Consider the following 25,622-nt stretch of genomic DNA (forward strand, 5'->3'; position numbering starts at 1 on the left):
ATGAGGTAGAAATCAATGGGGTGAGGTTATGTCTGTAGTAGGTGAAGAAAGAAAGCGAACCATTCTTGAGAAGGTAGAGTTTAAAGGGAAGGTAAAAGTTTCAGAATTAGCGAGAGAGTTTGCTGTATCAACAGAGACGATTCGTCGTTATTTAGAAGAATTGGATCGTGAAAAGAAGTTGAAGAAAGTGTATGGTGGAGCCGTCCAACTTCCGGGAGCTGGAATAGAGGCACCAATGTTAGAACGAGAGATGCTACATATAGAAGAGAAGAAGCGAATTGGGTATAAAGCAGCAACATTTGTAGAAGATGGAGATGTTATTGCGATTGATGACGGAAGTACACCACTTCAAATGGTACCATATCTTGTACATCGCAAAAATTTAACGATTGTAACAAGTTCATTTCCAGTAGCGACACAATTAATTTCTTCTATTAATAAAAAGATGTTTCACGGTGAAGTTTTATTTATTGGTGGAAAAGTTTCTCCAAAACATTCACGCGTATCAGGATCTATTTCGCAGCAAGTTATCCAGCAATTTCATTTTCATAAAGCATTTGTTTCGATTGATGGATTATTACCTGGTTTTGGAGTTTCTAGTTTTGAATTAGAAAAGGCGAAACTGTCAGAAGCGATGATGAAATTAGCAGAGAAAACATATATTTTATGTGATCATACAAAGGTAGGCGTAAAAGGAAATTACCGAATAGCAGCGTTTTCGCGCATTCAACATGTAATTTGTGATAAGAAAATGCCCTATAGTTTTGAAGAGGAAGTTAAAAGGCATAATATTCAATGGACAATTTGTTAAATACGTAGAACTCCCACCTGATTGTGAGGTGGGAGTTCTACTGCCTGCAAATAGCGGGATAAAAGTTTTGTATTTATGCAAAAAAAGTGGACACATTTTCCCATCTCTTTCATATAATTTACCAATACAAAAAAAGTTGGTCGAAGGAAAGAAGGGGAAGTATGTCAGAACGGATATATAATAAACTTGTCTTGTATGCAAATATTTTGCAAAAAATTGGTGTCATCAATGAGAAGGAAAAAAATGAAATTCTTCATACGATAGGTAAAAAAGCTCTTTGAATAAAGGGCTTTTATATTTTTTACCTTTAAAAATATAAATTTAATGTAATATTCTCGTTGACATCGATAATGATATTCATTATCATTTATTTATGAGTAATTGATAATGTTTATCAATTATAAAGATTATATATGATAGGGGATATTATTTTGAAAAAAAATTATATGAAGGCGCTAGTAGTAGCGACAACATTAGCAATTCCATTTGCTGCATACTCTACTCCAGCGTTAGCAGCAATAAAAATTGAAGCAAACCAATCGGTAGCGGCAGCTAGTGAACGTACATACGATACTGAGATTAAAATATATAAGGATCAAAAAGATGAGCCATCTATGGTTTCTCAATATATAAAAGATCCTAAAGTAACGATTGCGGACGGGAAAAAAATTGTAACTATAACAATGCAAGATAGCGATTATTTTCAATACCTTAGAATAGAGGATAAAAACCAACCTGGCGTATTTCATGATGTAAAAGTTTTGTCAGAAGATAAGAGGAAGAATGGAACGAAAGTAGTTCAATTTGAAATTGGCGAGTTTGAGAAGAAGCACAATATGCAAATGCATATACTTATTCCGGCTATTGGATATGATCACAAATATCAAGTTCAATTTGAAATTAAAGATCCAACTGTAGGTGACAAAGAAACAGAGAAACCAGATGATAAATCTAATTCCGGCAATACGGAGACGGATCATCCAGTTGATAATCAAAATATGATAACAGATAATAAATTAAGAGAACTTGTTAATAAAAAGGTATTTAATAGAAAAGATTTAAATACACCAATCACGAAAGAAGAGTTATTACAAGTAAAGGATTTGTTTTTAAATACGAATGAGATACTGGATTATAGTGCATTAAAATATATGCCAAATTTAAAATCTTTAACAGTTGCGAATGCGAAGATAAAAGATCCATCATTCTTTACGAGCTTAAAACAATTGAAACATTTAGCTTTACGTGGTAATGAATTTTCAGATGTAACACCAATTGTTAAGATGGATAATTTAGATTCTCTTGATTTAAGTAATAATAAAATTACGAACGTTGCACCACTAATTGAAATGAAAAATGTAAAAAGTTTATATTTATCAGGCAACCAAATAGAAGATGTAACAGCATTAGCGAAAATGGAACAACTAGATTACTTGAATTTAGCAAATAATAAAATTACGAATGTTGCGCCATTAAGCGCGTTGAAAAATGTAACATACTTAACTTTAGCAGGTAATCAAATTGAAGATATTAAACCGTTATATTCATTACCTTTAAAAGACTTAGTATTAACACGTAATAAAGTAAAAGACTTATCCGGTATTGAGCAAATGAAGCAATTAGAAGAATTGTGGATCGGGAAAAATGAAATAAAAGATGTTACTCCTCTAAGTAAGATGACACAGTTAAAACAATTACACTTACCTAACAATGAGTTAAAGGATATTACTCCATTATCAAGTCTAGTAAACTTACAAAAGCTTGATTTAGAAGCGAATTATATTTCAGACTTAACACCAGCTAGCAATTTGAAAAAGTTAGTATTCTTAAGTTTTGTTGCAAATGAAATTCGTGATGTTCGACCAGTTATAGAACTAAGTAAAACAGCCTATATCAATGTTCAAAATCAAAAAGTATTTTTAGAGGAAACAGAAGTAAATAAAGAAGTAAAAGTACCTATATACGAGAAAGATGGTAAAATCTCTACAAAAATTCGTTTAAAGAGCGAAGGTGGTACGTATAGTAATGATGCAGTTAAGTGGAGTACACCAGGTGAGAAAGTATATGAATTTGGTGTAAAAGATCCATTTGCGGATACAGGAATCTTCTTCACAGGATCTGTGATTCAAAATGTGGTAGAAAGTAAAGAAGACAATAATTCTAAAGAAGATGAAAAAGTAGAAGTAGTAGAATTTAAAGATGTACCAAAAGGACATTGGTCAGAGGAAGCAATTCATTATTTAGCGAAAGAAAATATTTTCAAGGGATATGGAAATGGACAATTTGGATTTGGGGATCGTATTACTCGTGGACAAGTTGCGTCTTTAGTACAAAGGTATTTGAAATTAGAAAATAAAGTAGAGCAGAAAGAGAGATTTACAGATACGAAAGGACATATGTTTGAGCAAGATATTGCTACAGTTGCGCAAGCTGGAATTATGCAAGGAGATGGTACTGGGGAGTTTCGTCCAGATGGAGTATTAACTCGATACGAAATGTCTGTAGTATTATATAAAGTATTTCAGCTAAAAGAAGATGAAAATAATAAAGTGAACTTTAATGATGTACCAACTGGTCATTGGGCAGAAGAATATGTGAAAGCGTTAGCGGACAATAACATATCAAAAGGTGATGGAAAAGGAAACTTTTTAGGTGATGATTTTGTAACACGTGAACAATATGCACAGTTCTTATATAACGCAATGACGAAATAAAAGATGAGAAAATACGTTATTCTTTGATTGAAAAAGAATAACGTATTTTTTATGTATAAAATGAAATAGTCAATATACAGGAGTATAGACATATGAATAGCCCTTTTTAAAGAAGAGACGTGAAACTATATTGACAAAAAGGCGTTCTCATGTGATAATTCAATTAAATTTTTAGAATAATCAAAAAATACTCCTTTTACATAGAAAGGATTCGAACATTATATGAATATTACGCCGGGGGTGACGAAATGTTATTTTTTCTAAAGAAATGGAATGAATTAAAAGATGTGAAATCTGAACTAGCACTTCGTGATTGGTTTTATGGTACAAAAATTAGCTTATCACTTTGTACGTCAAAAGAGCCGTTAACTTTTTTAGTAAACGTTGAAGGAAGAGATAAAGGGTTATTTTCAGAAGAAGATTTTATTGTTGTAAACTGTATGTGTGAACCAGTATTTGAAAATGAAGAAAAACCAGCTGCGGAATCATTTATGCATGCAGATATTTATAAAAAAAGTAGTGCAGAATGTATTTTACAAGTACAGACTGTAGATAGTCATTTAATATCAGAGTTGTATGGAGAAAAAGGGGAAGTAACATTCGATAAACGTAGCGTGGAACGTGTTTTTGGAAAAGAAGGTATAACAGAAATGACAATTCCCATTGTAGAAGATGAGAAAAAATTCGCTGATTTATTAGAAAATAATGTGCCGAATTTTAGTGAAGGTGGAGGAGTAGTTCTCGTTCATAATTATGGCATGATTGTGTGGGGAAAAACTCCAGAATACGCGAAAAAATGGTTGGAGGGTATAGAATATTTAATGAACTACCATGTAAAATTGTTAATGATAAAAGGCGCAAAGAGTTCTGTTATATGAAATGTTTGTGATTTCGTTACAAATCCACAAATGAATGAAAGCGTTTTAAAAAATAATTTTACTCATAAAATATAGGTCTCCTTATTATATATAGATTACATGTTGACATGTAAGGAGGAACATATTTTGCGAGTTAAATATCATTTTCTGCCAAAACAGCAAGTAACATTTTGCAAAATGAACGATTCAGGTAAGAAGGCTCTGCAAATTATGAATGAAACGGGATTTCGAGCAATCCCTGTATTAGCAGAAGATGAAAAGAAATTCATGGGGATTATTTATAAAGTGGATCTTTTAGAAAAGAAGTGTAATGGTGGATTAGAGGAATTAAGTACGGAACATATGCTAGAAGATTCCGCTGCATTTATTTTTGAAAAGGACTCTTTTTTCAGAGCATTTTATGTTATTCGTCGTTTGCCGTTTTTAGCGGTACTAAATGATTATAATGAATTTGTTGGCATCTTAACTCATTCCAATATATTTGATGTTATTGAGGATTCATTTGGTATGCGGACGGGTGGTTATATATTAACGATTGCAACACAAGATTGTAAGGGAACGATTAAAGAACTTGGGACATTGTTGAAAGCATTTCATATCGGTGGACTATTTACGCTAGATAACGGCGATCAATATATTCGCCGCGTTATTGTCAATATAACAGATGAGTTAAATGAAAAAAGATTAAAGCAATTAATCGAAAAAATAGAGAAAAAAGGATTCAGGGTGAGTCATGTAGATTATATTTAAGATGAAAAGGAAAGGGAGCAATTTGCTATATGCAGATTGCTCTCTTTTTTAGTTTGAGTCATGAATCTTATTTTGAAACAGGAGGCGGAGATAATGCTAAATCGGATAAAAAAATAAAATCTGCATGTTCACGAATTTTAGGAATAGAGGTTTCTATAACACGTGATGTAATTTCACCTGGAGGCCCAACATGTCCGATAGCTACCATAATCGGTTTTTCTTGAAGTTTTTTAATGAGTAATTGGGCTTGTTTTGAAATATGTGCCGCTGTGTACACGTCATCAAAAAATAATTGATTTTCAATAATTGGCACTCCTAATTCTTTCCCGATTTTTGGGACGACACTCTTAGGATTTGTTTTGCTATCTAAATAAAATAAACCGTGTTTTTTACAAGCTGCAAGTATAAGTCGTACAATTCTTTCGTCTGCAGTCACTTTTGATCCCATATGATTATTCATCCCAATTGCATGTGGCACTTCTTGAATCGCTTGTTCGAGTCGATTATTTATTTCTTCGTCGCTTAAATCAGTTGTAATTGCTTTTGGTCCAAGCCATTCTTTTTTACCTTTAATCGGTTCCATTGGCATATGTATAATAACTTCGTGTCCTTTCTTATGAGCCGCTATCGCATCTTCCTTTGTGGAAGGAAGAAAAGGCATAACAGCAACAGTTAGTGGAATAGGAAGTGATAACATTTTATCAGTTCCTTTCATATTATTGCCGAAGTCATCAATGACAATAGCTACTTTATTTGTATGAGCCTTGGCCTCAACAGGAAACAAGAAAGATGGTAAAAACATAGTCAAAATAAGCAATGCAATCGTATATTTGCGCATATAACTATTTCCTTTCTATATTATCAATCACCATTATGGTTTGCGTTTTTATATAAATTAAACAAAAAATGTCGAAGAAAAGTATATGGAAAATAGGGAATCCGCTATTTAATTGGTGTTTGTAAAAAAAGAAGATGAAAAAATTGTCTATTATTGCGAATGTATTTACAAAGATAGAATAATTTGTAATAATTCTCAAAGTGAGGGTAAAGATTTGTAAATTACAGGGAGAAAATGTTGAATTTTCTGATTCTTCAAATTCAAATATGATAAGCAGTTAAAAGTTCAATGGAGAAGTGAAGTAGAGAGCATGGAAGTATAATAAGGGGGATATGAATGTTTACTGTAAAAAGGAAGTACACATTAGAAAAGCTTTCACGTGATATTCATATGAAACGTGAAGAGATGATTCAATTAGGTTTAACGAGTGGGTTAAATAGTACGGAGACGATTCAAGTGAGTCAAGAATTGGACAAGCTTATTTTACAGTACCAGTGTTATAAAGAAAAACAAACACCAAAATGGTTATCAATTATAAAGGTACCTATTTTTCAAATTGGGTATGAAGGGAAATCAAGTAATTTTTGGCGAATGCTTGTGGCTGGTTTTATGAAATAAGTATAATTACCCTTTAGGGATAAGGATAATTATACTATGTGTAACGGAATTTCGATATGAACTGTCGTTCCTTCGTTTTCTATACTGTTAATAAAAATATGCCCGTTGTACATCTCTATAATTCGTTTACATATGACAAGTCCAAGACCTGTTCCAGTATCTTTATTAGTAAAGAACGGATGAAAGAGGTGTTTTTGAATATGTTTTGGAATCCCTTTTCCAGTATCTATAATTTGCAATTGTGCGTGTGTTTCATTGTTTGTTACGAAAATAGTTAGTGTATCGCCAGAAGTCATAGCTTCAATTGCATTTTTTGTAATGTTTAAAACCACTTGTTTCATATGGTCTTTTGAGCACCGGATATGAACAGGACGGTCTGGCAAATGTAAATGGAATACAATATTATGTAGATTTGCCTCAGATTGAATAATTAATGCTACCTCATTTAGAATGGTTCTCACATCATATGTTTGTTCGATGATTGCAGTTGGCTTTCCAAGAATAAGAAATTCACTTACAATTTCATTAATTCGTTCTATTTCTTGTTCGATGATGGAAAAATAGAACTGATCTTGTTCATCTTTATATTTCTCTTTTAATAGAGCGACGAGCCCTTTAATTCCGGTAAGTGGATTACGGATTTCGTGGGCTGTACTAGCTGCAAAAGTTCCAACTAATTCAATTTTTTGTAGTTCATTTTGTTGTCTTTCCAGTTTTGTTTGTCGTTTTAACAACATATATTGAGCGAGTAAAAATAAAATTGACATTAAAAATAAAGTAGCTATACATTCTATGGCAACCCACTGGTTTAAAGTTTTTTGATGAATAGGTAACGGAGAAACAGAGACCTTCCAATCTAATCTTTGGAGTGGAGTAGTAAGCATATTAGAATGAGCATCACTTGTTTCGTTATTATCATCGTTTAGAAAAACTACATTATACTTATCAGTTACTTCAAAATGGTATTGTGGCTTAATGGCATTTAAAGATGATGAAATGTAGTCAAAGCGTAAACTTGCTAACAATAAGCCTGAGAGCTCCTTCTGTTTATTAAAAATGGGGGAAGCAATCATAATAGCTTGATGGCCAAGAACACGATCTGTAATGACGGATGATACAGTTGTTTTCTTAGTTTGTAATGCGTTTTGAATATATTTACGATCTGAGACATCAACAGGTGGTCGGTCACCTTCCGATGCGATTGTAATGATACCTTCTGGTGTAGCGTAATATAGACCAGAAAAACGTGCATCGTTTCCATCTGTATCATGTACAATTTCTTTCATCCCATTAATATTTCCAGTCTCGGTTCCTACGACCTTTGCGAGCATTTCTAGGGCAGAAATTGCTTCGCCAAGGTGGTGATCTAAATAGTCTCTATATAAAAAGAGAACCGTATGGGCAACTTGTTTATTTTCTTGTTTCATTTTATACGAATGATATGAATAAAATGTAGCACCAATCCCTGTTGTTGGTAGGATAACAAGCAATATATATAAAACTATGCTGTGGAATTTGAATTTCAAATTTGGTACTCCTTCTTTTTTATTATCATTATATATAAACTATGTTAAAATTGTCATGTTTTTATTCAAGAATCATTCATAATATATTTGGGGAGAGATAATGAATGAGTGAATACTCATTCGGAATTTATATGAAGTACTATTTTGTTCTTTTTATTATTGAGAATTTAAGTGAAGGGTTGAAAGTTGTATGACATCAAATAATGAACGAGAAGATATTTCTCAATCTTTAAAAGTATTTATTGCATTATCTCGTGTGCATCGTTCTGTTATGGATACGACAAATAAGTCTATACAAAGTAACGGTTTAAATCCAACTGAGTTTGCTGTATTAGAACTGCTATATCATAAAGGCGGTCAACCACTTCAGCAAATTGGTGAGCGTATTTTAATAGCTAGTGGCAGCATTACATATGTTGTAGATAAGTTAGAGAAAAAGGGACTAGTAAAGAGAATTCCATGCCCGAATGACCGACGTGTTATTTATGCACAATTAACTGAATCTGGAGAGAACTTTATTTCTTCTATTTTTCCAGGGCATGAGCAAGTTATTCATCAGTCTTTTGAAATGTTAACGAAAGAGGAAAAGGAAGAATTACTGGATCTATTAAAAAAGATTGGAAAGTATGAAAAGTAATAATATGTTCCAAAGGAGCTTTGGATAAAGAAATCCAAAGCTTTTTTGTTTACATGTAATGATGGCAGTATATGCCGTATTTTGTTGAAGAATAAGAGGAGATTTGGAAGTAAGTATTGAATTATAGTAAAGGATGCATTTAATGGAGAGGAGGCTCGTTCATGTCATTTAAAGACTATGAATATAAAAGGCCAAATATTGAAGAATTAAAAGAGAAGTTTACAGCTGCTTTAGAGAGGTTTGATAACGCAAAAACTGTAGAAGAACAAAAACAAGTCATTCATTCAATTAACGAAATTCGTAACGATTTTGGTACAATGGGGAATCTTTGTTACATTCGTCATTCTGTTGATACAACAGATGCTTTTTATAAGAAAGAGCAAAATTTCTTTGATGAATTCTCTCCAGTTGTACAAGGATATGGTACAAAATATTATAATGCGTTAATTCATTCTCCATTCCGTGAAGAATTAGAAGCGTATTATGGGAAGCAATTATTTGCTCTTGCGGAGTGTGATTTAAAAACATATTCTGATGAAGTCGTGAAGGATTTACAATTAGAGAATAAATTGTCTTCACAATATACACAATTATTAGCATCTGCAAAAATTAATTTTGCAGGAGAAGAAAGAACGTTATCACAGCTTATTCCATTTATGCAAGGGAAAGAGAGAAGTGAACGTAAAGCAGCAAGTGAGGCGTATTACGGATTTTTAGCTGAGAATGAAGAAGAGTTAGATCGTATTTATGACGAGCTTGTTAAAGTGAGAACGAAAATCGCCAAATCTTTAGGTTTCAAAAACTTTGTTGAACTTGGATATGCAAGAATGTACCGTACAGATTATAATGCGGAAATGGTAGCAAATTATCGTCAGCAAGTGCTAGATTATATCGTTCCCGTTACAACGGAATTAAGAAAACGTCAACAAGCACGTATCGGTGTAGAGAAGTTAGCATATTACGACGAAAACTTTGAATTTCCAACAGGTAACCCAACTCCAAAAGGAGATGCGGATTGGATTGTTAATCATGGAAAAACGATGTATAAAGAGTTATCGGCTGAAACAGATGAATTTTTCAATTTCATGTTAGATAATGATTTATTAGATTTAGTTGCGAAAAAAGGAAAAGCTGGCGGTGGATATTGTACATATATTGAGAATTATAAAGCGCCGTTTATCTTCTCGAATTTTAACGGAACGTCTGGTGATATTGACGTATTAACACATGAAGCAGGCCATGCTTTCCAAGTATACGAAAGTCGTAAATTTGAAATTCCAGAATATAATTGGCCAACATATGAAGCGTGTGAAATTCACTCTATGAGTATGGAATTCTTCACATGGCCATGGATGAAGTTATTCTTTGAAGAAGATGCAGATAAATATTACTTCTCTCACTTAAGTTCAGCACTCCTGTTTTTACCGTATGGTGTATCTGTTGATGAATATCAACATTATGTATATGAAAATCCTGAAGCATCACCAGAAGATCGTAAGACAGCATGGCGTAATATAGAGAAAAAGTATTTACCGCATCGTGATTATGAAGATAATGATTATTTAGAGCGCGGTGGATTCTGGCAACGTCAAGGACATATTTATAGCTCGCCGTTCTACTATATTGACTACACGTTAGCACAAATTTGTGCACTGCAATTTTGGAAACGTGCAAGAGATAATAGACAAGAGGCGTGGGAAGATTATGTGAATCTGTGCCAACAAGGTGGAAGCAAATCATTCTTGGAATTAGTAGAAGTTGCCAATTTGACATCACCATTTGCTGAAGGCTGTGTGAAAAGTGTTATTACAGAAATTGAAGCATGGCTACAAGCAATTGACGACACAAAATTGTAAAAAACATGCGCTTTTTTTCACATGTTTAACATCGACATAACGAGAAAATGATGAGATAATAAAAGAAAATTCAGAATACTTAAGAGGTGTTTCTAATAAGGAGCGCCTCTTTTCACCAACAAAAGGGGGGAAAGAAGTATGCTTCAATCTAATATGGATGTGAGTTTAGAAAGTTTGGTGAACTCATTACAGTCTACCCGAAGCACGCTATTGTCAGAAATTGAAATGTTAAATGATACAGAAGTGAATGTAAAGCCACGTCGTGATAAATGGAGTATTATTCAAATTTTGCATCACTTGCATTTAGTTGAACAATCTGTCACGTCTGCCCTTGTATATGCCTTACAAAAAAATGAAAGAAACACGACTCCATTTAAAGACCTCCAACTTACGCTGGATCGCACACATAAACGAGAAGCTCCTCAGCAGATGAAACCAACAGAAACGCTAATGAAAAAACAGCAAGGAATCCAATTACTAGAACATTCACGACAAGAACTATTACATGCACTTCATAGCGTTATAGATGAAAAAGACCTATTTGAAAATGGGTTAAAGCATCCTGTTTTTAATGATCTGAATTTATATCAGTGGGTTCAATTTCTTGATTTGCATGAACAAAGACATCTTACGCAGTTAAAAGAAGCGAAACACGCAATTTTACAGCGATAATTAGGAAGAAGTGGGAGACCACTTCTTTTTCATATGTGCATAGTTTTACTTCTTATTTTGGAATACTACAGAGAGAAAGAAAAGAAGGAGTTGAAAAGTATGTCCAATAAAAAGAAAGAAGAAGAGCGCGCTTGGAAAGCACGTAAAGAAAATCAAAAACCACATGGAAAAGTGAAAGCTTTTGCTGAATTAGTTGAAGGAACAGAAAAAACGTGATGAGTATTTCATCACGTTTTTTGTATGAGTGGAAAAGTTAATAAGAAAGTTGTACCTGTACCTTTTTCACTTATAATATCAATTTTTCCGTTCATAGCTTGCACAACACTGAATACGACCATCATTCCAAGACCAGTACCTTTTTCTTTTGTTGAATAGAAAGGGGATCCAAGACGTTTTACTTGTTCTTGATCCATACCAACTCCTGTATCTTTTATATATAATTGAATATGCTTATGATCAGGAACTAATGTGAAATAAAGATCACCGCCTTTGGGCATGGCTTCAATGCAGTTTTTTAAAATATTTAACAAACATTGATTTAGTTTTTGTTTTTCTCCCGCGATAAAAAAAGAAGTACTTTGCTTTATATAATGTGTACGCACATTTGTTAAATTAGCAAGCGGTGTAATTAACGATAATGCATGCAGTAGTTCTTCTTCTAACTGTAATGTTTGTTCTTTTTCAATACTTGGTTTTGCAAAGGTTAAATAATCTGTAAGAACGTGATTTGCTTGTTCGATTCCGTTGATGGCTATGTCGATATATAATTTTCGCTCTTGCTCAGTGCATGTACCTGACTGCAAAAGTTGTAAAAATCCTTTTGTTGAAGTTAACGGATTGCGAATCTCATGAGAGATGGACGCTGCCATTTCACCAATTAAATGAAATTTTTCAGCATTCATAAGTTCGTTTTGGAGACGAACTTGAGTTTGTAATATGTGTAGTAAATATAAAATAAGAATCGTACCAAGTATCGTACATAATTCATACACAATAATATGTGGTATATAATCAGTCTTATTTGTAACCTTTGAAAGGAAGAAAGGTATCCAACTCAATCCGTATGTGAGACTGTATATAATAGCGAGTATTATTTTTATACGATTAGAAGTTCGATTGAAAAATTTATATGTAAATAGTAGAACAATAAATAGAAGGATAGAACCGATAAGCGATGGGAAAACACCTATTCCTCCTAATAAGAAGCGATATATATTTAATACAACTAATATTGATCCACCAGCAATAGGACCTCCGGTTAATGTACCGACAACTAATACGATATGACGCATATCAAATTGAAATCCATAATTTGTTTTTGCTGCGAAAGTGATACATAGTATAGTAACGAGGCAGCATAATACAATAAATATAGCTGAATTTAATTTAGGAGAGCGTTTCCCTTTTTGATTCCAAAATAAATGGTATACGAGCATTGTAACAAGGATGAATAATATATTTAGAAAGAGATAAATAATAAAGGATTTCAGTGGGATGCCTCCTCTCTTCTTATAGTAAATTAATCATACTATAAAATGAAAGAAATGAAATGAGAAATAGCGGAAAAATCAGAAATTTTTTCTGGTAGTATACAATATGTTACAATAAGCTTTGTCAATGAAAGAAGGAATTCCGTGCAATGCACGGGAGAGGTTCGCGAACTCCCTCTATAAAAAACTATGGAAACAACAATATCTTTAGGTATTGTTTTGTTTTTTTATTGTGACAGTTCAAGAACGTTCTTTCTTCTTATTCGTAGTAGAGAAGGAGAATGAGTGAAATGAAAAAAGAAAAGGCAGTTGTTGTTTTTAGTGGAGGACAAGATAGTACGACATGTTTATTTTGGGCAATAGAGCAGTTTGCAGAAGTAGAGGCTGTAACGTTTAATTACAATCAACGTCATAAGTTAGAAATTGATTGTGCAGCGGAAATTGCAAAAGAGCTAGGAATTAAACATACAGTACTAGATATGAGTCTATTAAATCAACTTGCTCCAAATGCGTTAACGAGAACGGATATGGAGATTACACATGAAGAAGGGGAATTACCATCGACGTTTGTAGATGGACGAAATTTACTATTCTTATCATTTGCTGCTGTATTAGCAAAACAAGTTGGAGCACGTCATATTGTAACGGGTGTATGTGAAACTGATTTTAGTGGTTATCCAGATTGCCGTGACGTGTTTGTGAAATCGTTAAACGTTACTTTAAATTTATCCATGGATTATCCGTTTGTGATTCATACACCACTTATGTGGATTGATAAAGCGGAAACATGGAAATTATCAGATGAACTTGGAGCATTCGAGTTTGTTCGAGAAAAAACATTAACATGTTATAACGGAATCATTGGTGATGGTTGCGGTGAATGTCCAGCATGTCAACTTCGTAAAGCAGGATTAGATACGTACCTACAAGAACGCGAAGGAGCGAGCAACTAATGGATAATTTCTTTGGATTTCGCATCGTAGAAAATTTGCAAAAAATGGACAAGGATATTCAGCGTAAACAGCTCAAATATCATAATAAAAGAGTAATGGTCAGCAAGGAATTTACATTTGATGCAGCACACCATTTACACTGTTATGAAGGGAAATGTAAAAACTTACATGGTCACACATATAAAGTTGTATTTGGGATTAGTGGATATGTAAATGAAATCGGTCTTGCAATTGACTTTGGAGATATAAAAGAAATTTGGAAGAATGAAATAGAAATTTATTTAGATCATCGTTATTTAAACGAAACGTTACCAGCGATGAATACAACTGCTGAAAATATGGTCGTTTGGATTTATGAAAAGATGGCAGAGGCGTTAACAAAAGATAATCGTGCGAACGAATATAAAGGAGCTCGTGTTGAATTTGTTCGTCTATTTGAGACGCCAACTAGTTATGCGGAAGTCAGACGGGAGTGGATGCTCGATGAGTAAAATTCCGGTCTTAGAAATATTTGGTCCGACTATTCAAGGTGAAGGAATGGTTGTAGGACAAAAGACGATGTTTATCCGTACAGCTGGCTGTGATTATAGCTGCGCTTGGTGTGATTCTGCTTTTACGTGGGATGGATCTGCTAAAGATCAAATTAGACAGATGACAGCAGAAGACGTTTGGAATGAGCTTGTAGAAGTTGGCGGCGAAAATTTTTCTCATGTTACGATTTCAGGTGGAAATCCGGCATTGCTGAAAAATATTGAGTTTCTTCTTTCTATATTAAAAGAGAATGGAATGCGAACGGCAATCGAAACGCAAGGGAGTAAATGGCAAGATTGGTTACTTCAAATTGATGAGATAACGATTTCTCCAAAACCACCAAGTTCGACAATGAAAACTGATTTTCAGAAGTTAGATGCTATGATTCAGAAACTATCAGGAAAAGATATTAGTTTAAAGGTAGTAGTATTTGACGATTATGATTTCGAGTATGCAGTTAAGATGCACGAACGTTATCCAGATGTGCCATTTTTCTTACAAGTAGGGAATGATGATACAAAAACTGTGGATGATACGATGTTGATTAAAAAGTTATTAGATAAGTATGAGTGGCTTATTGAAAAAGCGGTTAACCGTAAAGAAATGAATAATGCAAAAGTATTGCCGCAGCTTCATGCGTTAGTATGGGGAAATAAACGCGGAGTATAATGAGAAGGGATGTTTAAAATGGCAGGAAGATTAGATGAAGATTTAAAAGATGTAACATTATTAGGAAATCAAAATACAAAATATTTATTTGAATATAGCCCAGAAATTTTAGAGGTTTTTGATAATAATCATCCAAACCGTGATTATTTTGTAAAATTCAATTGTCCTGAATTTACAAGCTTATGTCCGAAAACAGGCCAACCAGATTTTGCGACAATTTATATTAGCTACATTCCAGAACAAAGAATGGTAGAGAGTAAATCTTTAAAACTATATTTATTTAGTTTCCGCAATCATGGTGACTTCCACGAAGATTGTATGAACGTTATTATGAATGACTTAATTAAATTAATGGATCCACGTTACATCGAGGTATGGGGTAAATTCACACCACGTGGAGGGATTTCAATTGATCCTTACTGTAACTACGGTCGCCCAGGAACGAAGTATGAACAAATGGCTGACTACCGCATGATGAACCATGATTTATATCCAGAAACAATTGATAATCGTTAATATATAATAGAAAGAAAGGATCTGTATAACATACAGATCCTTTCTTTCTATTATATTATGCATTTTGATTAATGACAGTATAGTTTTTATGACTAACAACTGTAAGAGGTTCCATATCTAGTTCTCTAAAATTCTCCATAATTGTTATATCCACAATAACAGAGTTTTGATTTACTTTTTGAACACGGCCTTGCATTCCACCTTTAAATTCAATGATATCTCCAGTTTCTGCGATCTGCATAAGCAACTCTCCTTGTTACAGTTTTTCCAAAAAAGAATAATTTGGGATTTTTTATTTTCCTTTATTTTGAACTATGTTTCCTGTTTTGTAAATGTTTTCAAAGTAAAAATTCGAAAAATATTCACTTTTTGTAAGAAAATATGAAAGAATCCCATGTTTTTTGAAAAAAAGAAAGGTTTAAATGCGTGCATCTTTATATAGGGGTATAATAAAAATATACAATAACCTACTAAAGTGGGAGAAATTAGAGGCGGCAAAATGATATTTGAATTTATGGGGAGTGTTATAGCATTAATTTTATTTGTATTTTCTTATACACATTTAAAAAAGATTCGTCATCATGAAACGACTACATATTTTGATGGGATGGATGGTATACATGCTGGGGGCACACATGAGAGTGGCGGGGATATGTAAAGGTGTATAACTTTCTTTTTTTGCGTGGTATGATATGTAAAAATAGTACATAATAGAGTTCGTAAGTGATGAATGGAGAGTGGAAAGAATGAAGATTTCTTTTATTCGTCATGGTCGCTTAGATCGTACTATAGAACCAATGACGGTTACATCCTTTCGTGAATGGATGAAAGGGTATGACTTACATACTATAGCAAAAAAAGCACCTATACCAACGGAAACAAGGGAAGCGGTTGAAGCGGCAAAATTGATTGTAACGAGTGATCAAAAGTGTGCTGTACAGTCAGCAGCTGAATTAATGGATTCTTTATCGTTTATACAAAATCCTCTCTTTAGAGAAGCTACAGTTCCGACGAGCTTTTATGCTCCAAAATGGTTGAAGTGTAAACCTAACGTATGGATGTTTATCGGACGAACATTATGGATACTTGGTTACCATAAAGATGTTGAGTCTTATAAGGAAGTAAGAGAGAGGGCAAGACAAGCGGCTTACTTATTACATCGTTACGCTCTCGTACATGGAAGTATTGCTCTTGTAGGTCATAATTATGTGAATGTAATGATTGGTGCCGAACTGAGAGCGATGGGATGGTCTGGTTCTCCTATTTTGCACAGAGAGCCATGGGGATGTACAACATATACGTTTCATGAGGCGATGAATGGAACTGTATTAAATACGAATTTAACATAAAAGCACACGATTTATATAAATCGTGTGCTTTCTTTTTAAGATATAGAAATTTTGATGTTCAATGGTTTTACGAGATGCGCATAAGGTTCGCCTACAAGCATAACGATTTGATCTTTTTTGTAACCTAGTTTTTCGTATAATGAATAGGCACGTTTGTTTTCTAAATTAACAAGTAATGCGATTTTTTCATGCTTCTTTTCAGTTGCATAAATTTCAGCAGCTTCAATTAATTTAGAACCAATTCCTTTTCCGCCATATGCACTTGAAACGGATAATGTATCAATGTAATATTCATCAAGTTCAGCTTCTTTTTCTAACGTAATCGATTCATCTTTATGTAATTCTCTTAAGTGATGTACAATTGGTGCATCAAGCATTGCTGCTTCACTACCGTGATAAGCGACAATAACTCCAACTGCATCCCCGTCTTGCTCATATACAAAACAGTTTTCATAGCTCAGTCGATTTCTCTCTTTTGAGAACCATGTTTCAAGTCCTAGTAATACTTCTGTCTCAACTGTGCTACCTGTGATTTTTTCAGCAATTTCGTGCAGAGCGTTATACAATAAAGGTGCTACCAGTTTCGCATCTGTCTTTTTTGCTTTCCGAATCATAGTATCCCTCCTAGTTCTATTTATATATTGTAGCATAGTGGTATGGAACTTTGCATAATTGAATGTCGAAATGTTTGATATAGAGAAGTAGCTATGTTAGTATATGATATTTAGTGGACATATAATTAAGAGATATCTTTTGAAAAATAATGAAAATGAAATGAAGGTATAGCATCTGGATAATTTTACAGTTGTTGACCTATAGAATATAAGTTAAAATAAAATATTGCATAGAGGTGAAATACATGGATAAAGAATTAGCAAATACAATTTTGGATCAGCTGAAAAATGGTGAAATAAAGGAGTATGTTGTTACGAAAGATGTATTTTATACGTTCAGAGAAGTTTTAGTAAATCGAGAAGACTTTAAACATTTCATTGGTAACGCACAGCGCGGCGGACAGGTCATTTATACATACTCAGAAACGCCACGTTCGTAACTAGAAGAATATAGGGGAGGAGACTTATGGGCGATTTTAAACAAGGCATATTACCGCATTGGGATTATATGTGGAAAGATAGAGCCGGCAACCGATTTATGGGAATGGTCATATATCCAGAGAAAAGAAAGTGTTCGGCCAAAATGCTTCAGAAAATAAAAAGAGCATATGAAGAGGCTGTAGAAATTAAAATAACTGTACAAGTTCAACGTACGTATCAGTACATAGAAGGAATGATTGTATACTTTGATGAAGAAGCTCCTGTATGTACAATGATTGATAAAGATGAAAATCCACATCATATATTTGTAAAAGATATTTTGCGTATTGAGCACTCTGCATAATCTTTTCATAAATAAGCTGAATTTCCATAATAATAATCTTTTTCTATAATAGTTATCTTTTAGTATGTAACGCGAACCGAAAGTATATGTATAATATTTAATAAAGTAAAATTGATAAATGTAATCGTTTTTTAGAACAGATTATCGTTTCATGTCTGTTCTTTTTTGCGTGATGCTGGAGAAATATATTCCTCCAGCATTTGCCGTTTTATGACAAAATATATTGGTAACTTTTTTAAAAATAAGGTTAAATTCGTTGACAACTTTTTTGAAAAGCACTTTATTGACATGAGTTTTAGAATGTTGTTTCATAGTCATTGTATTGAAAAAAATCGACGGTCTTGTCGAAAAGTAAAAGTTAAAAAAAGAAAGAATTTATACATATATCTTGTGTCTTATTTTGAAACGTAATACAATATATAGAGAAATCAAGAAACAACATACAGAGAGTATAGATTGAAAAGGGAGGGTCGGAAATGTTAGTTGCATATGATTCTATGACAGGAAACGTGAAGCGTTTCATCCACAAATTAAATATGCCGGCCGTTCAAATTGGTGAAGATCTAGTAATAGATGAAGACTTTATTTTAATTACGTATACAACAGGTTTTGGCAATGTACCAGAACGTGTTTTAGAATTTTTAGAGCGCAATAATGAAAAATTAAAAGGCGTATCTGCAAGCGGCAATCGTAACTGGGGAGACATGTTCGGTGCAAGTGCTGACAAAATTTCTGCTAAATATGAAGTGCCTATTGTATCAAAATTTGAGTTATCAGGAACAAATAACGATGTAGAATATTTTAAGGAAAGGGTGCGGGAGATTGCGACACATTGAACTGAATAATGAAATCACGCAAATGCAGGACGGTTTTTATCAGCTTCATAAAGATAAAGAGGCATTAGAAGTCTTTATGGAAGAAGCTAGAGAGAATACCGTTCATTTTAATAGCGTGGCAGAGCGAATGGAGTATATGAAAGAACATGATTACTATTACAACGTTCTGGACGAGTATAACTTGGAGGAAGTAGAAGAGGTATATAACATCGCTTATGGTGAAAACTTCGAGTTCCAATCTTATATGGCAGCATCTAAGTTCTACAAAGATTATGCGTTAAAAACAAATGATCAAAAACAATACTTAGAAAGCTATGAAGATCGTGTAGCAATTGTGTCATTATACTTAGGACGCGGTGATGTTGCGAAGGCAAAACAATTCGCAAGCATGATTGTCAAACAAAACTACCAACCAGCGACACCAACCTTTTTAAATGCGGGAAGAAGCAGAAGAGGAGAAATGGTGTCTTGTTTCTTGTTAGAGATGGATGATAGCTTAAATTCAATTGGCTTTAACATTAATACTGCAATGCAATTATCAAAAATCGGCGGTGGAGTAGCTTTAAACTTATCTAAGCTACGCGCACGCGGTGAGCAAATTAAAGGTATCGACAACGCTGCAAGTGGTGTAGTACCTGTTATGAAGTTACTTGAAGATTCGTTTTCATATGCGAATCAGCTTGGCCAACGAAAAGGTGCCGGAGCTGTATATTTAAACATTTTCCATTGGGATATTATTGAATTCTTGGATTAATTGGTAGTCCCTCTATACAGTAATGTGTATGAGAAAACCTTGTGAACCTAACCAATAGGGTGTCGCATTAGCGGCTAACGGTATCAGTTGAATAAGGGGTAAAAGAAAAAGAACCCGCGAAGAAGCTGACTAAGAGAGCCTACGGTCCATGTACGTGGATAGCAGGTAATACCGTGCCAAGCTTGGAAGAAATGCTATTTGGGTGAAGTGGAATCTTATATTCACCGGAGGCGAGATTCCATGAATTGTGGAATTTATTTGATAATTAATAAGGAAAATAGGAAGTTTTATATTGGTAGTTCTAATAACTTTCCTAATTATCAATACTTTCAAGAAGGTGTAGAGACTATCGAACGCACGTCATTAGACGAAAGCTAGTAGAGTAGGCTGGAAATAGGTACCAGTCGAAGTGCAAGGCAACCAGTTGCAGGTTGATGATATAGTCCAACCTTCATAGAAATATGAAGACGAGTTGACCAAAAAAATAAATGCCGATGAGAAGAGCCGTATTCAGTCTCTATCAATCGGAATTATCGTTCCAAGTAAGTTCTTTGAGCTTGCTGAGAAAAACGAGCCTTTCCATGTTTTCGCGCCTTATACGGTGTATAAAGAATATGGAAAGCATTTAGATGACATTGATATCGATGAAATGTACGATGAATTAATGAGTAATCCGAAAGTGAAGAAGAAGCCGCTAGATATTAGTGCGCGTGATATGCTGATTAAAATTGCTATGATTCAGCTTGAGTCTGGTTATCCGTACTTAATGTTTAAATCAAATGCAAATAACCAACATCCATTGAAGGATATTGGAACTGTGAAGATGTCGAACTTGTGTTAAATATGTAGCACCTTCTAGTAGAAATGCTAGTCGAAAACTCCGTTAAACGGGGAAAGCCTCAAATTTGAGGTAACCTACCGTGCTAAATCTTATCTTAGAATGAAAATATAAAAGTTCAGAATGTATCTTATTATTTTGTATAGCAGAGTTATGGGACAACATAAAGTAATAAGAGACTTTCTGAAAGATATTAAGATAAGTAAAAGCCTAACGACTATCCCTTATGGGAGTAGAGCGCAAGCGATTGGCGTTCGAAAAGCGGAGCACCTAATCAGGTAATGCTGTAGGTGATGATATAGTCTGTCCTGTATGGTGACATACAGCAGTTGCATGAGCAACGGACTGAGGAATAGCGAACTCGGTTGAACATTCGAGACAGAAATCTTCCAGCTTCAAGAAACTTCTGAAATTAACGATTATGGTACAGATGATATTATCCGTCGTGATATTAACTGTAACTTAGGATCGTTAAATATTGTAAATGTAATGGAAAATAAAGAAATTCGTGAAGCAGTTCATGCGGGAATGGAAGCTTTAACAGCTGTTTCTGATATGACGATTATTCCGAATGCACCAACTGTGAAAAAAGCAAATGATGAGCTTCATTCAGTAGGGCTTGGCGCAATGAACTTACACGGATATTTAGCAAAAAATAAAATCGCTTATGAAAGTGCAGAAGCGAAAGAGTTCGCTCGTACATTCTTTATGATGTTAAATTACTACTCTATTGAGAAAAGTATGGAAATCGCTAAAGAAAAAGGCGAAACATTTAAAGACTTCGATAAATCTGATTATGCGAATGGCACATACTTTGAAAAGTATGAAACGACAGATTACAGCCCAGTAACTGAAAAAGTTCAGCAATTATTTGAAGGAATTCATATTCCAACAAAAGAAGATTGGACAAGTTTAAAAGAGCAAGTGCAGAAGAATGGTTTATACAACTCATATCGTCTTGCCATCGCTCCTACGCAATCGATCAGTTACGTTCAAAATGCAACTTCAAGCGTAATGCCGATTGTAAGTCAAATCGAATCAAGAACGTATGCGAATGCGACAACATATTATCCAATGCCATATTTATCAAAAGATACGTTCTGGTACTATAAATCTTCTTACGATATGAATCAGTTTAAATTAATTGATTTAATCGCAGAAATTCAAGAACATATTGACCAAGGAATTAGTACAATTCTTTACGTTAATAGTGATATTTCAACACGTGAATTAGCGCGTTACTACATCTATGCACATAAAAAAGGCTTAAAGAGTCTGTATTATACGAGAACGCGTAAATTAAGCGTGGAAGAGTGCGTGGCTTGTACCGTTTAATGGCATATTGCCATACTAAATGAATAACCCAACAGTATGAGCAGGGTTATGAACCCTGCTCATACTTGGTTTGTTCTACTAAACGGTTAGCTTTTCATTATTAGATGGAAATTTAACCGTTCAGTAGAACAATAATAGATATAGGGGTGATTCAATGCGCGCTGTTAACTGGAATAAAAAAGAAGACGATTTCAGTTTAATGTTTTGGAAGCAAAACATCGCTCAGTTTTGGACAGAAGAAGAAATTGCGGTTTCGTCTGACAAAAATACTTGGGTGCAATTATCGAAAGAAGAGCAAATTGCTTATAAGCGTGTATTAGGTGGTTTAACACTTTTAGATACGAAACAAGGTGGCGAAGGTATGCCTCTTGTACTTGTTCATCTTGAAAATTTACAAGCAAAAAGTGTATTAGCTTTCATGGGTGCTATGGAAGAAGTACATGCGAAGAGTTACAGTCATATTTTCACAACGTTAGCTACTGAAGAAGAAATCGATGATATTTTCGAATGGGTAGACAACCATCCGTTACTTGAGAAAAAGGCTGGTATTATTACAAGTTACTATCGTCGTTTATTAAAGCCTGAAGTAACGAAAAAAGAGTTATATATGGCAATGGTAGCAAGTGTGTTCTTAGAAAGTTACCTATTCTATAGTGGATTCTTTTATCCACTTTACTTAGCTGGTCAAGGAAAACTAACAGCAAGTGGTGAGATTATTAACCTTATTATCCGTTAACTAATAGCGGCTTTTGGTAGAGATACCAATTGAAAAACCCTTTTAATTGCTGGGAACCCCTATTGTAAATTTATCTGTTTTATTATTGATGAATATATACATTCAGGTTATTCTCTAACTATCAATAGATGGAAAGGAGAATAGCTGATAGGGCAATCAGCAGCGAAGCCTTTATCTAGCGATAACATGTACGGAAGTATTAGACACCGAAAACTGTATAAACAGTGGTGGGTGCGATACGTAGATAAAGGAACGTTCAACGACTATCCCAATGGCGGTGAAATTCCGCAATAGGAGTAGGGCCAAGCGGTGGGTGAGAATCCCTTAAATCGAAATGGAGGGCTACCTGAGAAGGTAGATGATATAGTCTCTTCTTGCAGGAAACTGTAAGCTGTGTAAACGGCATAGGAGTAGCGAATCTATGTGAAGGTAAAGGATGAGTCAATTCACGGCGTATTCGTTGGTATTTTAGCACAACAAATCTTCGCGGAACTTTCTGCAGAAGATCAACAAGAAGTGCAAAAAGAAACACAAGAGTTATTAATGGAACTATATGAAATCGAAATGGCATACACAGAAGAAATTTACACTTCTATCGGTCTTGTAGAGGATGTAAATCGTTTCGTTCGTTACAATGCGAATAAAGGACTTATGAACTTAGGACTTGAGCCGAAGTTTGAAGAAGAAGAAATTAACCCGATCGTTTTAAATGGTTTACGTACAGATACGAAAAACCATGATTTCTTCTCTGTAAAAGGAAATGGTTACGTAAAAGCGACGAACGTTGAAAAGTTATCTGATGATGACTTCGTGTTTAATTTTTAATATATGATTATAAAGAAAAGCTGTCTTATCAATGAATAAGACAGCTTTTCTTTATAATTTTGTTTACATAACACTATTATTTTCGTATAACGATTTCTGTTGAAAAATTCTATCCGTTAGCTGGATAGAATTTTTTTGTAAGTAAATGGGTATTTACAACCCTTTTGTATCAGTGTATTATTTAACTAGTACACCAATACAAAAGGAGGGAAGAAATGAAAATAGAGTTTTCTCCAAATATACCAATTTACATTCAGGTAATGGAATACATAAAAAAAGAAATTGTAACAGGACATTTGTTGCCTGGTGATAAAATTCCCTCTGTGCGTGAATTAGCGAGTGAATTACAAGTAAATCCAAATACGATCCAGCGTACATTTCAAGAGCTCGAACGAGATGGGGTTGTTGTAACACGTAGAGGAATGGGAAGATATGTAACGAATGAAGGGGAGAAAATTATGGAGCTGCGAAAAGAGATGGCGAAAGAATTACTTCATTCTTTTATAGATGGAATGGACAATTTAGGGTTTTCAGAAGAAGAAATTCTTACAATCCTTCGTTCTTCATTACATGAGAAAAGGGAGGAGAGCGAATGACAGAGCTATTAAAAATAGAAAACTTATGGAAGAGATACGGGTTAAAAGCAGTAATCCGTGAATTAAGCATTGAGATTACGGAAGGGAAAATTGTTGGACTCGTTGGAGATAACGGGAGCGGGAAAACGACGTTATTGAAAATGATTGCTGGTTTGCAGCATCCTTCCGAAGGGAGTATTACAATCGCTGGTAAAAAAGTAGGATTAGAAACGAAAGAAATTGTTTCTTTTATGTCGGATAAACCAGTATTTGATGATTGGATGACGGTAAAAGATTCTTTATTTTTCTATCGAGATTTTTATAAAGATTTCGACATTCAAAAAGCGGTAGATACGGTTGCGGAATTTAAAATACCGTTAGAAGAAAAAATTACAGCTTTATCAAAAGGGATGGTTGAAAAGCTACAAATTATTTTAACGTTTTCTCGGAAAGCGAAGTTATACGTACTAGATGAACCGCTGGGCGGAATTGATCTCGTTTCTAGAGAACACATATTAGAACTTATTTTACAGTTTTATCGCGAAGATTGTACCATTTTAATTGCAACACATTTAATTGGAGAAGTGGAAAATATTTTTGACGAAGTAATCTTTTTAAAAGATGGTGAAAGTGTACTGCATGAAAATGTAGAGGAATTACGTTTCCAACGAGGGAAAGCTGTTACGGATTTGTTTAAGGAGGTGTTTAGTAGATGAAGGCCAGTTTAATATATATGTACAATGCGAATAAAAAACAAATTTTCATTTCGTTATTGTCATTCATATTTATTGCGGCTGTCGCTTTTGTAAGTATGGGGAATTATATTAAACAAGAATCAGGAGAAGTAAGGCAAATGATTACAATTGCTTTAGTATTCTTAGTTTATTTAATTTTTGCGGTATTAGTATTTCTGCAGGCGATGTCTGCGTTTGGGAAAATGACTGAAAGTACATTATTTCGGTTAACACCGATATCTGGTAAAAAAATTGTTTTAGCAATATTGTCATATGCAGCAATTAGCTTAATGTGTTTTGAATTAATAGGTGCTATGTTTTTCTATGGTATTTCGATGAAAGTAATAAAAGGTACAGAACTCCATGAATTGTTATTCACCGAAAGTACACTTACACTAGATATGGTAAAGCAGTTATTTAGTAGCGTGTTATATGTATTTAATTTATCAAGTATATTGTTAGTTTTACTTTTTACAGTAGCTGGTGTGAAAGTATTTTCTTTGAAAAAGAAAAAAATGGAGTATGTAATTATTTTCTTCTTATTTTTACTAGTAACGAAAGTAATCAATCTGATATATGAAATGCTGGGTCGACTTGCGCCTATACCTAATATTATTAAAAAAATCGTTTATATAGATGAAACGGTGGATATGAATCTTATACTATATCCAGAAAATTTTATAAATTTATATAGTATTGCTTTTTCAATCGGTATATTTGTTTTACTTGTTTATATAACAGGTCGCATTATCGATAAAAAACTAGAAGTCTAAAGGAGGAATC

Annotated in this window: 29 protein-coding genes, 4 pseudogenes and 1 riboswitch; of the genes and pseudogenes, 28 read left to right on the forward strand and 5 right to left on the reverse strand. The window is 33.9% G+C overall.

Features of this window, described 5'->3' with window-relative positions:
• The first annotated feature begins 28 nt into the window (after window positions 1–28).
• From ACTFRN_RS08520 to cbpA, 4 genes are all read left to right on the forward strand, one after another.
• Window positions 29–811 (forward strand): DeoR/GlpR family DNA-binding transcription regulator, encoded by a 783-nt coding sequence (locus tag ACTFRN_RS08520; protein ID WP_000117662.1) that lies wholly within the window; start codon window positions 29–31, stop codon window positions 809–811.
• Window positions 812–1,224: 413 nt separating this feature from the next.
• Entirely contained in the window at window positions 1,225–3,525 is a 2,301-nt protein-coding gene (locus ACTFRN_RS08525; protein ID WP_074567586.1) for an NEAT domain-containing leucine-rich repeat protein, read from the forward strand.
• 248 nt (window positions 3,526–3,773) lie between these two features.
• Window positions 3,774–4,403, forward strand: coding sequence for a class II aldolase/adducin family protein (locus tag ACTFRN_RS08530; RefSeq protein WP_000895997.1), 630 nt, complete (start codon window positions 3,774–3,776; stop codon window positions 4,401–4,403).
• A gap of 126 nt (window positions 4,404–4,529) precedes the next feature.
• Complete coding sequence (gene cbpA, locus ACTFRN_RS08535; RefSeq protein ID WP_001264217.1) at window positions 4,530–5,153, forward strand: cyclic di-AMP binding protein CbpA; 624 nt, start codon at window positions 4,530–4,532, stop codon at window positions 5,151–5,153.
• Between the two features lie 67 nt (window positions 5,154–5,220).
• Here the strand turns inward: cbpA and ACTFRN_RS08540 are convergent, their stop codons facing one another.
• Window positions 5,221–5,991, reverse strand: a complete 771-nt coding sequence (locus ACTFRN_RS08540) for a divergent polysaccharide deacetylase family protein (protein WP_001234123.1) — start codon at window positions 5,989–5,991, stop codon at window positions 5,221–5,223.
• Between the two features lie 336 nt (window positions 5,992–6,327).
• Between ACTFRN_RS08540 and ACTFRN_RS08545 the strand changes: the two genes are divergently transcribed.
• The gene (locus ACTFRN_RS08545; RefSeq protein WP_000495540.1) at window positions 6,328–6,609 is read left to right on the forward strand and encodes an aspartyl-phosphate phosphatase Spo0E family protein; all 282 of its coding nucleotides are present in this window, start codon (window positions 6,328–6,330) and stop codon (window positions 6,607–6,609) included.
• Between the two features lie 29 nt (window positions 6,610–6,638).
• Here ACTFRN_RS08545 and ACTFRN_RS08550 read toward each other — a convergent pair whose 3' ends face one another.
• On the reverse strand, window positions 6,639–8,135 hold the full coding sequence (locus ACTFRN_RS08550; RefSeq protein ID WP_000669147.1) for a DUF3149 domain-containing protein: 1,497 nt from the start codon (window positions 8,133–8,135) through the stop codon (window positions 6,639–6,641).
• 190 nt (window positions 8,136–8,325) lie between these two features.
• On the opposite strand from ACTFRN_RS08550, the gene ACTFRN_RS08555 reads away from it, so the two are divergent.
• The 4 genes from ACTFRN_RS08555 (at window position 8,326) to ACTFRN_RS08570 (ending at window position 11,516) form a co-directional block, all read left to right on the forward strand.
• Window positions 8,326–8,772 carry a MarR family winged helix-turn-helix transcriptional regulator gene (locus ACTFRN_RS08555; protein ID WP_000203342.1) on the forward strand — a complete coding sequence of 149 codons (447 nt, stop codon included), beginning with the start codon at window positions 8,326–8,328 and terminating at the stop codon, window positions 8,770–8,772.
• 161 nt (window positions 8,773–8,933) lie between these two features.
• Complete coding sequence (locus ACTFRN_RS08560; RefSeq protein WP_088106558.1) at window positions 8,934–10,628, forward strand: M3 family oligoendopeptidase; 1,695 nt, start codon at window positions 8,934–8,936, stop codon at window positions 10,626–10,628.
• A gap of 138 nt (window positions 10,629–10,766) precedes the next feature.
• The gene (locus tag ACTFRN_RS08565) at window positions 10,767–11,300 is read left to right on the forward strand and encodes a DinB family protein (protein ID WP_000941973.1); all 534 of its coding nucleotides are present in this window, start codon (window positions 10,767–10,769) and stop codon (window positions 11,298–11,300) included.
• Window positions 11,301–11,399: 99 nt separating this feature from the next.
• Entirely contained in the window at window positions 11,400–11,516 is a 117-nt protein-coding gene (locus tag ACTFRN_RS08570; RefSeq protein ID WP_000066280.1) for a DUF6254 family protein, read from the forward strand.
• 11 nt (window positions 11,517–11,527) lie between these two features.
• Here the strand turns inward: ACTFRN_RS08570 and kinB are convergent, their stop codons facing one another.
• Complete coding sequence (gene kinB / locus ACTFRN_RS08575) at window positions 11,528–12,736, reverse strand: sporulation sensor histidine kinase KinB (protein WP_001993722.1); 1,209 nt, start codon at window positions 12,734–12,736, stop codon at window positions 11,528–11,530.
• Window positions 12,737–12,943: 207 nt separating this feature from the next.
• Window positions 12,944–12,987: riboswitch (PreQ1 riboswitch) on the forward strand.
• A gap of 93 nt (window positions 12,988–13,080) precedes the next feature.
• Between kinB and queC the strand changes: the two genes are divergently transcribed.
• Genes queC through queF form a run of 4 tightly spaced genes read left to right on the forward strand, consistent with a single transcriptional unit; the run spans window position 13,081 to window position 15,459 of the window.
• Complete coding sequence (gene queC, locus ACTFRN_RS08580; protein ID WP_000711596.1) at window positions 13,081–13,743, forward strand: 7-cyano-7-deazaguanine synthase QueC; 663 nt, start codon at window positions 13,081–13,083, stop codon at window positions 13,741–13,743.
• Window positions 13,743–14,234 carry a 6-carboxytetrahydropterin synthase QueD gene (gene queD, locus ACTFRN_RS08585; RefSeq protein WP_000368412.1) on the forward strand — a complete coding sequence of 164 codons (492 nt, stop codon included), beginning with the start codon at window positions 13,743–13,745 and terminating at the stop codon, window positions 14,232–14,234. The genes queC and queD overlap by 1 nt, the downstream gene beginning before the upstream one ends.
• Window positions 14,227–14,943 carry a 7-carboxy-7-deazaguanine synthase QueE gene (gene queE, locus ACTFRN_RS08590; RefSeq protein ID WP_000036291.1) on the forward strand — a complete coding sequence of 239 codons (717 nt, stop codon included), beginning with the start codon at window positions 14,227–14,229 and terminating at the stop codon, window positions 14,941–14,943. Before queD ends, queE begins: the two co-directional genes overlap by 8 nt.
• Before the next feature lie 18 nt (window positions 14,944–14,961).
• The gene (gene queF / locus ACTFRN_RS08595; protein ID WP_000918895.1) at window positions 14,962–15,459 is read left to right on the forward strand and encodes a preQ(1) synthase; all 498 of its coding nucleotides are present in this window, start codon (window positions 14,962–14,964) and stop codon (window positions 15,457–15,459) included.
• A 55-nt stretch (window positions 15,460–15,514) separates the two neighbouring features.
• Here the strand turns inward: queF and ACTFRN_RS08600 are convergent, their stop codons facing one another.
• Window positions 15,515–15,700, reverse strand: coding sequence for a YkvS family protein (locus tag ACTFRN_RS08600; protein ID WP_001165081.1), 186 nt, complete (start codon window positions 15,698–15,700; stop codon window positions 15,515–15,517).
• 234 nt (window positions 15,701–15,934) lie between these two features.
• On the opposite strand from ACTFRN_RS08600, the gene ACTFRN_RS08605 reads away from it, so the two are divergent.
• Both ACTFRN_RS08605 and ACTFRN_RS08610 read left to right on the forward strand, forming a co-directional pair.
• Window positions 15,935–16,117 (forward strand): hypothetical protein, encoded by a 183-nt coding sequence (locus tag ACTFRN_RS08605; protein WP_140383352.1) that lies wholly within the window; start codon window positions 15,935–15,937, stop codon window positions 16,115–16,117.
• An 88-nt stretch (window positions 16,118–16,205) separates the two neighbouring features.
• Window positions 16,206–16,808, forward strand: coding sequence for a phosphoglycerate mutase (locus tag ACTFRN_RS08610; RefSeq protein ID WP_014893193.1), 603 nt, complete (start codon window positions 16,206–16,208; stop codon window positions 16,806–16,808).
• A 35-nt stretch (window positions 16,809–16,843) separates the two neighbouring features.
• Here the strand turns inward: ACTFRN_RS08610 and ACTFRN_RS08615 are convergent, their stop codons facing one another.
• Entirely contained in the window at window positions 16,844–17,422 is a 579-nt protein-coding gene (locus tag ACTFRN_RS08615) for a GNAT family N-acetyltransferase (RefSeq protein ID WP_000619536.1), read from the reverse strand.
• A 245-nt stretch (window positions 17,423–17,667) separates the two neighbouring features.
• Here ACTFRN_RS08615 and ACTFRN_RS08620 point away from each other — a divergent pair, with 245 nt between their 5' ends.
• From ACTFRN_RS08620 to ACTFRN_RS08680, 13 genes and pseudogenes are all read left to right on the forward strand, one after another.
• Window positions 17,668–17,862: a hypothetical protein gene (locus ACTFRN_RS08620; RefSeq protein ID WP_000356683.1), complete on the forward strand. Its 195-nt coding sequence runs from the start codon at window positions 17,668–17,670 to the stop codon at window positions 17,860–17,862.
• A 26-nt stretch (window positions 17,863–17,888) separates the two neighbouring features.
• Window positions 17,889–18,206, forward strand: coding sequence for a hypothetical protein (locus tag ACTFRN_RS08625; RefSeq protein WP_014893192.1), 318 nt, complete (start codon window positions 17,889–17,891; stop codon window positions 18,204–18,206).
• A gap of 476 nt (window positions 18,207–18,682) precedes the next feature.
• Window positions 18,683–19,042: a class Ib ribonucleoside-diphosphate reductase assembly flavoprotein NrdI gene (nrdI, locus tag ACTFRN_RS08630; RefSeq protein WP_000959450.1), complete on the forward strand. Its 360-nt coding sequence runs from the start codon at window positions 18,683–18,685 to the stop codon at window positions 19,040–19,042.
• Window positions 19,029–19,793, forward strand: a pseudogene (locus ACTFRN_RS08635) (ribonucleoside-diphosphate reductase subunit alpha); the annotation flags it as partial. The gene nrdI and the pseudogene ACTFRN_RS08635, both read left to right, overlap by 14 nt.
• Window positions 19,794–20,003: 210 nt before the next feature.
• On the forward strand, window positions 20,004–20,174 hold the full coding sequence (locus ACTFRN_RS08640; RefSeq protein ID WP_100655561.1) for a GIY-YIG nuclease family protein: 171 nt from the start codon (window positions 20,004–20,006) through the stop codon (window positions 20,172–20,174).
• 97 nt (window positions 20,175–20,271) lie between these two features.
• Window positions 20,272–20,634 (forward strand): annotated as a pseudogene (locus ACTFRN_RS08645) (ribonucleotide-diphosphate reductase subunit alpha); the annotation flags it as partial.
• Between the two features lie 384 nt (window positions 20,635–21,018).
• Window positions 21,019–21,969 (forward strand): ribonucleotide reductase, encoded by a 951-nt coding sequence (locus ACTFRN_RS08650; protein ID WP_074543497.1) that lies wholly within the window; start codon window positions 21,019–21,021, stop codon window positions 21,967–21,969.
• Window positions 21,970–22,123: 154 nt separating this feature from the next.
• Window positions 22,124–22,702: pseudogene (locus tag ACTFRN_RS08655) on the forward strand (ribonucleotide-diphosphate reductase subunit beta); the annotation flags it as partial.
• Window positions 22,703–22,903: 201 nt separating this feature from the next.
• Window positions 22,904–22,999 (forward strand): annotated as a pseudogene (locus ACTFRN_RS08660) (nuclease); the annotation flags it as partial.
• A gap of 129 nt (window positions 23,000–23,128) precedes the next feature.
• A complete protein-coding gene (locus ACTFRN_RS08665) occupies window positions 23,129–23,530 on the forward strand; it encodes a ribonucleotide-diphosphate reductase subunit beta (protein WP_000864955.1) in 402 nt (133 codons plus the stop codon).
• Window positions 23,531–23,745: 215 nt separating this feature from the next.
• Entirely contained in the window at window positions 23,746–24,126 is a 381-nt protein-coding gene (locus tag ACTFRN_RS08670) for a GntR family transcriptional regulator (protein ID WP_000687504.1), read from the forward strand.
• Window positions 24,123–24,821 (forward strand): ABC transporter ATP-binding protein, encoded by a 699-nt coding sequence (locus ACTFRN_RS08675; RefSeq protein WP_000137753.1) that lies wholly within the window; start codon window positions 24,123–24,125, stop codon window positions 24,819–24,821. Before ACTFRN_RS08670 ends, ACTFRN_RS08675 begins: the two co-directional genes overlap by 4 nt.
• Complete coding sequence (locus ACTFRN_RS08680; RefSeq protein WP_000647932.1) at window positions 24,818–25,612, forward strand: hypothetical protein; 795 nt, start codon at window positions 24,818–24,820, stop codon at window positions 25,610–25,612. The genes ACTFRN_RS08675 and ACTFRN_RS08680 overlap by 4 nt, the downstream gene beginning before the upstream one ends.
• The last annotated feature ends 10 nt before the right edge of the window (window positions 25,613–25,622 follow it).

The sequence above is a fragment of the Bacillus cereus group sp. MYBK245-2 genome (assembly GCF_051916145.1).
Classification (GTDB): Bacteria; Bacillota; Bacilli; order Bacillales; family Bacillaceae_G; genus Bacillus_A; species Bacillus_A pacificus.

Bases quoted from the DNA above. Each gene is read 5' to 3' on its own strand.
- ACTFRN_RS08560 (WP_088106558.1), top strand. From the start codon at position 8,934: ATGTCATTTAAAGACTATGAATATAAAAGGCCAAATATTGAAGAATTA.
- ACTFRN_RS08600 (WP_001165081.1), bottom strand. From the start codon at position 15,700: ATGCAGATCGCAGAAACTGGAGATATCATTGAATTTAAAGGTGGAATG.
- kinB (WP_001993722.1), bottom strand. From the start codon at position 12,736: ATGCTCGTATACCATTTATTTTGGAATCAAAAAGGGAAACGCTCTCCT.
- ACTFRN_RS08565 (WP_000941973.1), top strand. From the start codon at position 10,767: ATGCTTCAATCTAATATGGATGTGAGTTTAGAAAGTTTGGTGAACTCA.
- ACTFRN_RS08620 (WP_000356683.1), top strand. From the start codon at position 17,668: ATGGATAAAGAATTAGCAAATACAATTTTGGATCAGCTGAAAAATGGT.
- ACTFRN_RS08520 (WP_000117662.1), top strand. From the start codon at position 29: ATGTCTGTAGTAGGTGAAGAAAGAAAGCGAACCATTCTTGAGAAGGTA.
- ACTFRN_RS08525 (WP_074567586.1), top strand. From the start codon at position 1,225: ATGATAGGGGATATTATTTTGAAAAAAAATTATATGAAGGCGCTAGTA.
- nrdI (WP_000959450.1), top strand. From the start codon at position 18,683: ATGTTAGTTGCATATGATTCTATGACAGGAAACGTGAAGCGTTTCATC.
- ACTFRN_RS08570 (WP_000066280.1), top strand. From the start codon at position 11,400: ATGTCCAATAAAAAGAAAGAAGAAGAGCGCGCTTGGAAAGCACGTAAA.
- ACTFRN_RS08555 (WP_000203342.1), top strand. From the start codon at position 8,326: ATGACATCAAATAATGAACGAGAAGATATTTCTCAATCTTTAAAAGTA.
- ACTFRN_RS08610 (WP_014893193.1), top strand. From the start codon at position 16,206: ATGAAGATTTCTTTTATTCGTCATGGTCGCTTAGATCGTACTATAGAA.
- ACTFRN_RS08545 (WP_000495540.1), top strand. From the start codon at position 6,328: ATGTTTACTGTAAAAAGGAAGTACACATTAGAAAAGCTTTCACGTGAT.
- ACTFRN_RS08675 (WP_000137753.1), top strand. From the start codon at position 24,123: ATGACAGAGCTATTAAAAATAGAAAACTTATGGAAGAGATACGGGTTA.
- ACTFRN_RS08530 (WP_000895997.1), top strand. From the start codon at position 3,774: ATGTTATTTTTTCTAAAGAAATGGAATGAATTAAAAGATGTGAAATCT.
- queF (WP_000918895.1), top strand. From the start codon at position 14,962: ATGGCAGGAAGATTAGATGAAGATTTAAAAGATGTAACATTATTAGGA.
- queE (WP_000036291.1), top strand. From the start codon at position 14,227: ATGAGTAAAATTCCGGTCTTAGAAATATTTGGTCCGACTATTCAAGGT.
- ACTFRN_RS08680 (WP_000647932.1), top strand. From the start codon at position 24,818: ATGAAGGCCAGTTTAATATATATGTACAATGCGAATAAAAAACAAATT.
- queD (WP_000368412.1), top strand. From the start codon at position 13,743: ATGGATAATTTCTTTGGATTTCGCATCGTAGAAAATTTGCAAAAAATG.
- ACTFRN_RS08625 (WP_014893192.1), top strand. From the start codon at position 17,889: ATGGGCGATTTTAAACAAGGCATATTACCGCATTGGGATTATATGTGG.
- ACTFRN_RS08615 (WP_000619536.1), bottom strand. From the start codon at position 17,422: ATGATTCGGAAAGCAAAAAAGACAGATGCGAAACTGGTAGCACCTTTA.
- ACTFRN_RS08670 (WP_000687504.1), top strand. From the start codon at position 23,746: ATGAAAATAGAGTTTTCTCCAAATATACCAATTTACATTCAGGTAATG.
- ACTFRN_RS08540 (WP_001234123.1), bottom strand. From the start codon at position 5,991: ATGCGCAAATATACGATTGCATTGCTTATTTTGACTATGTTTTTACCA.
- queC (WP_000711596.1), top strand. From the start codon at position 13,081: ATGAAAAAAGAAAAGGCAGTTGTTGTTTTTAGTGGAGGACAAGATAGT.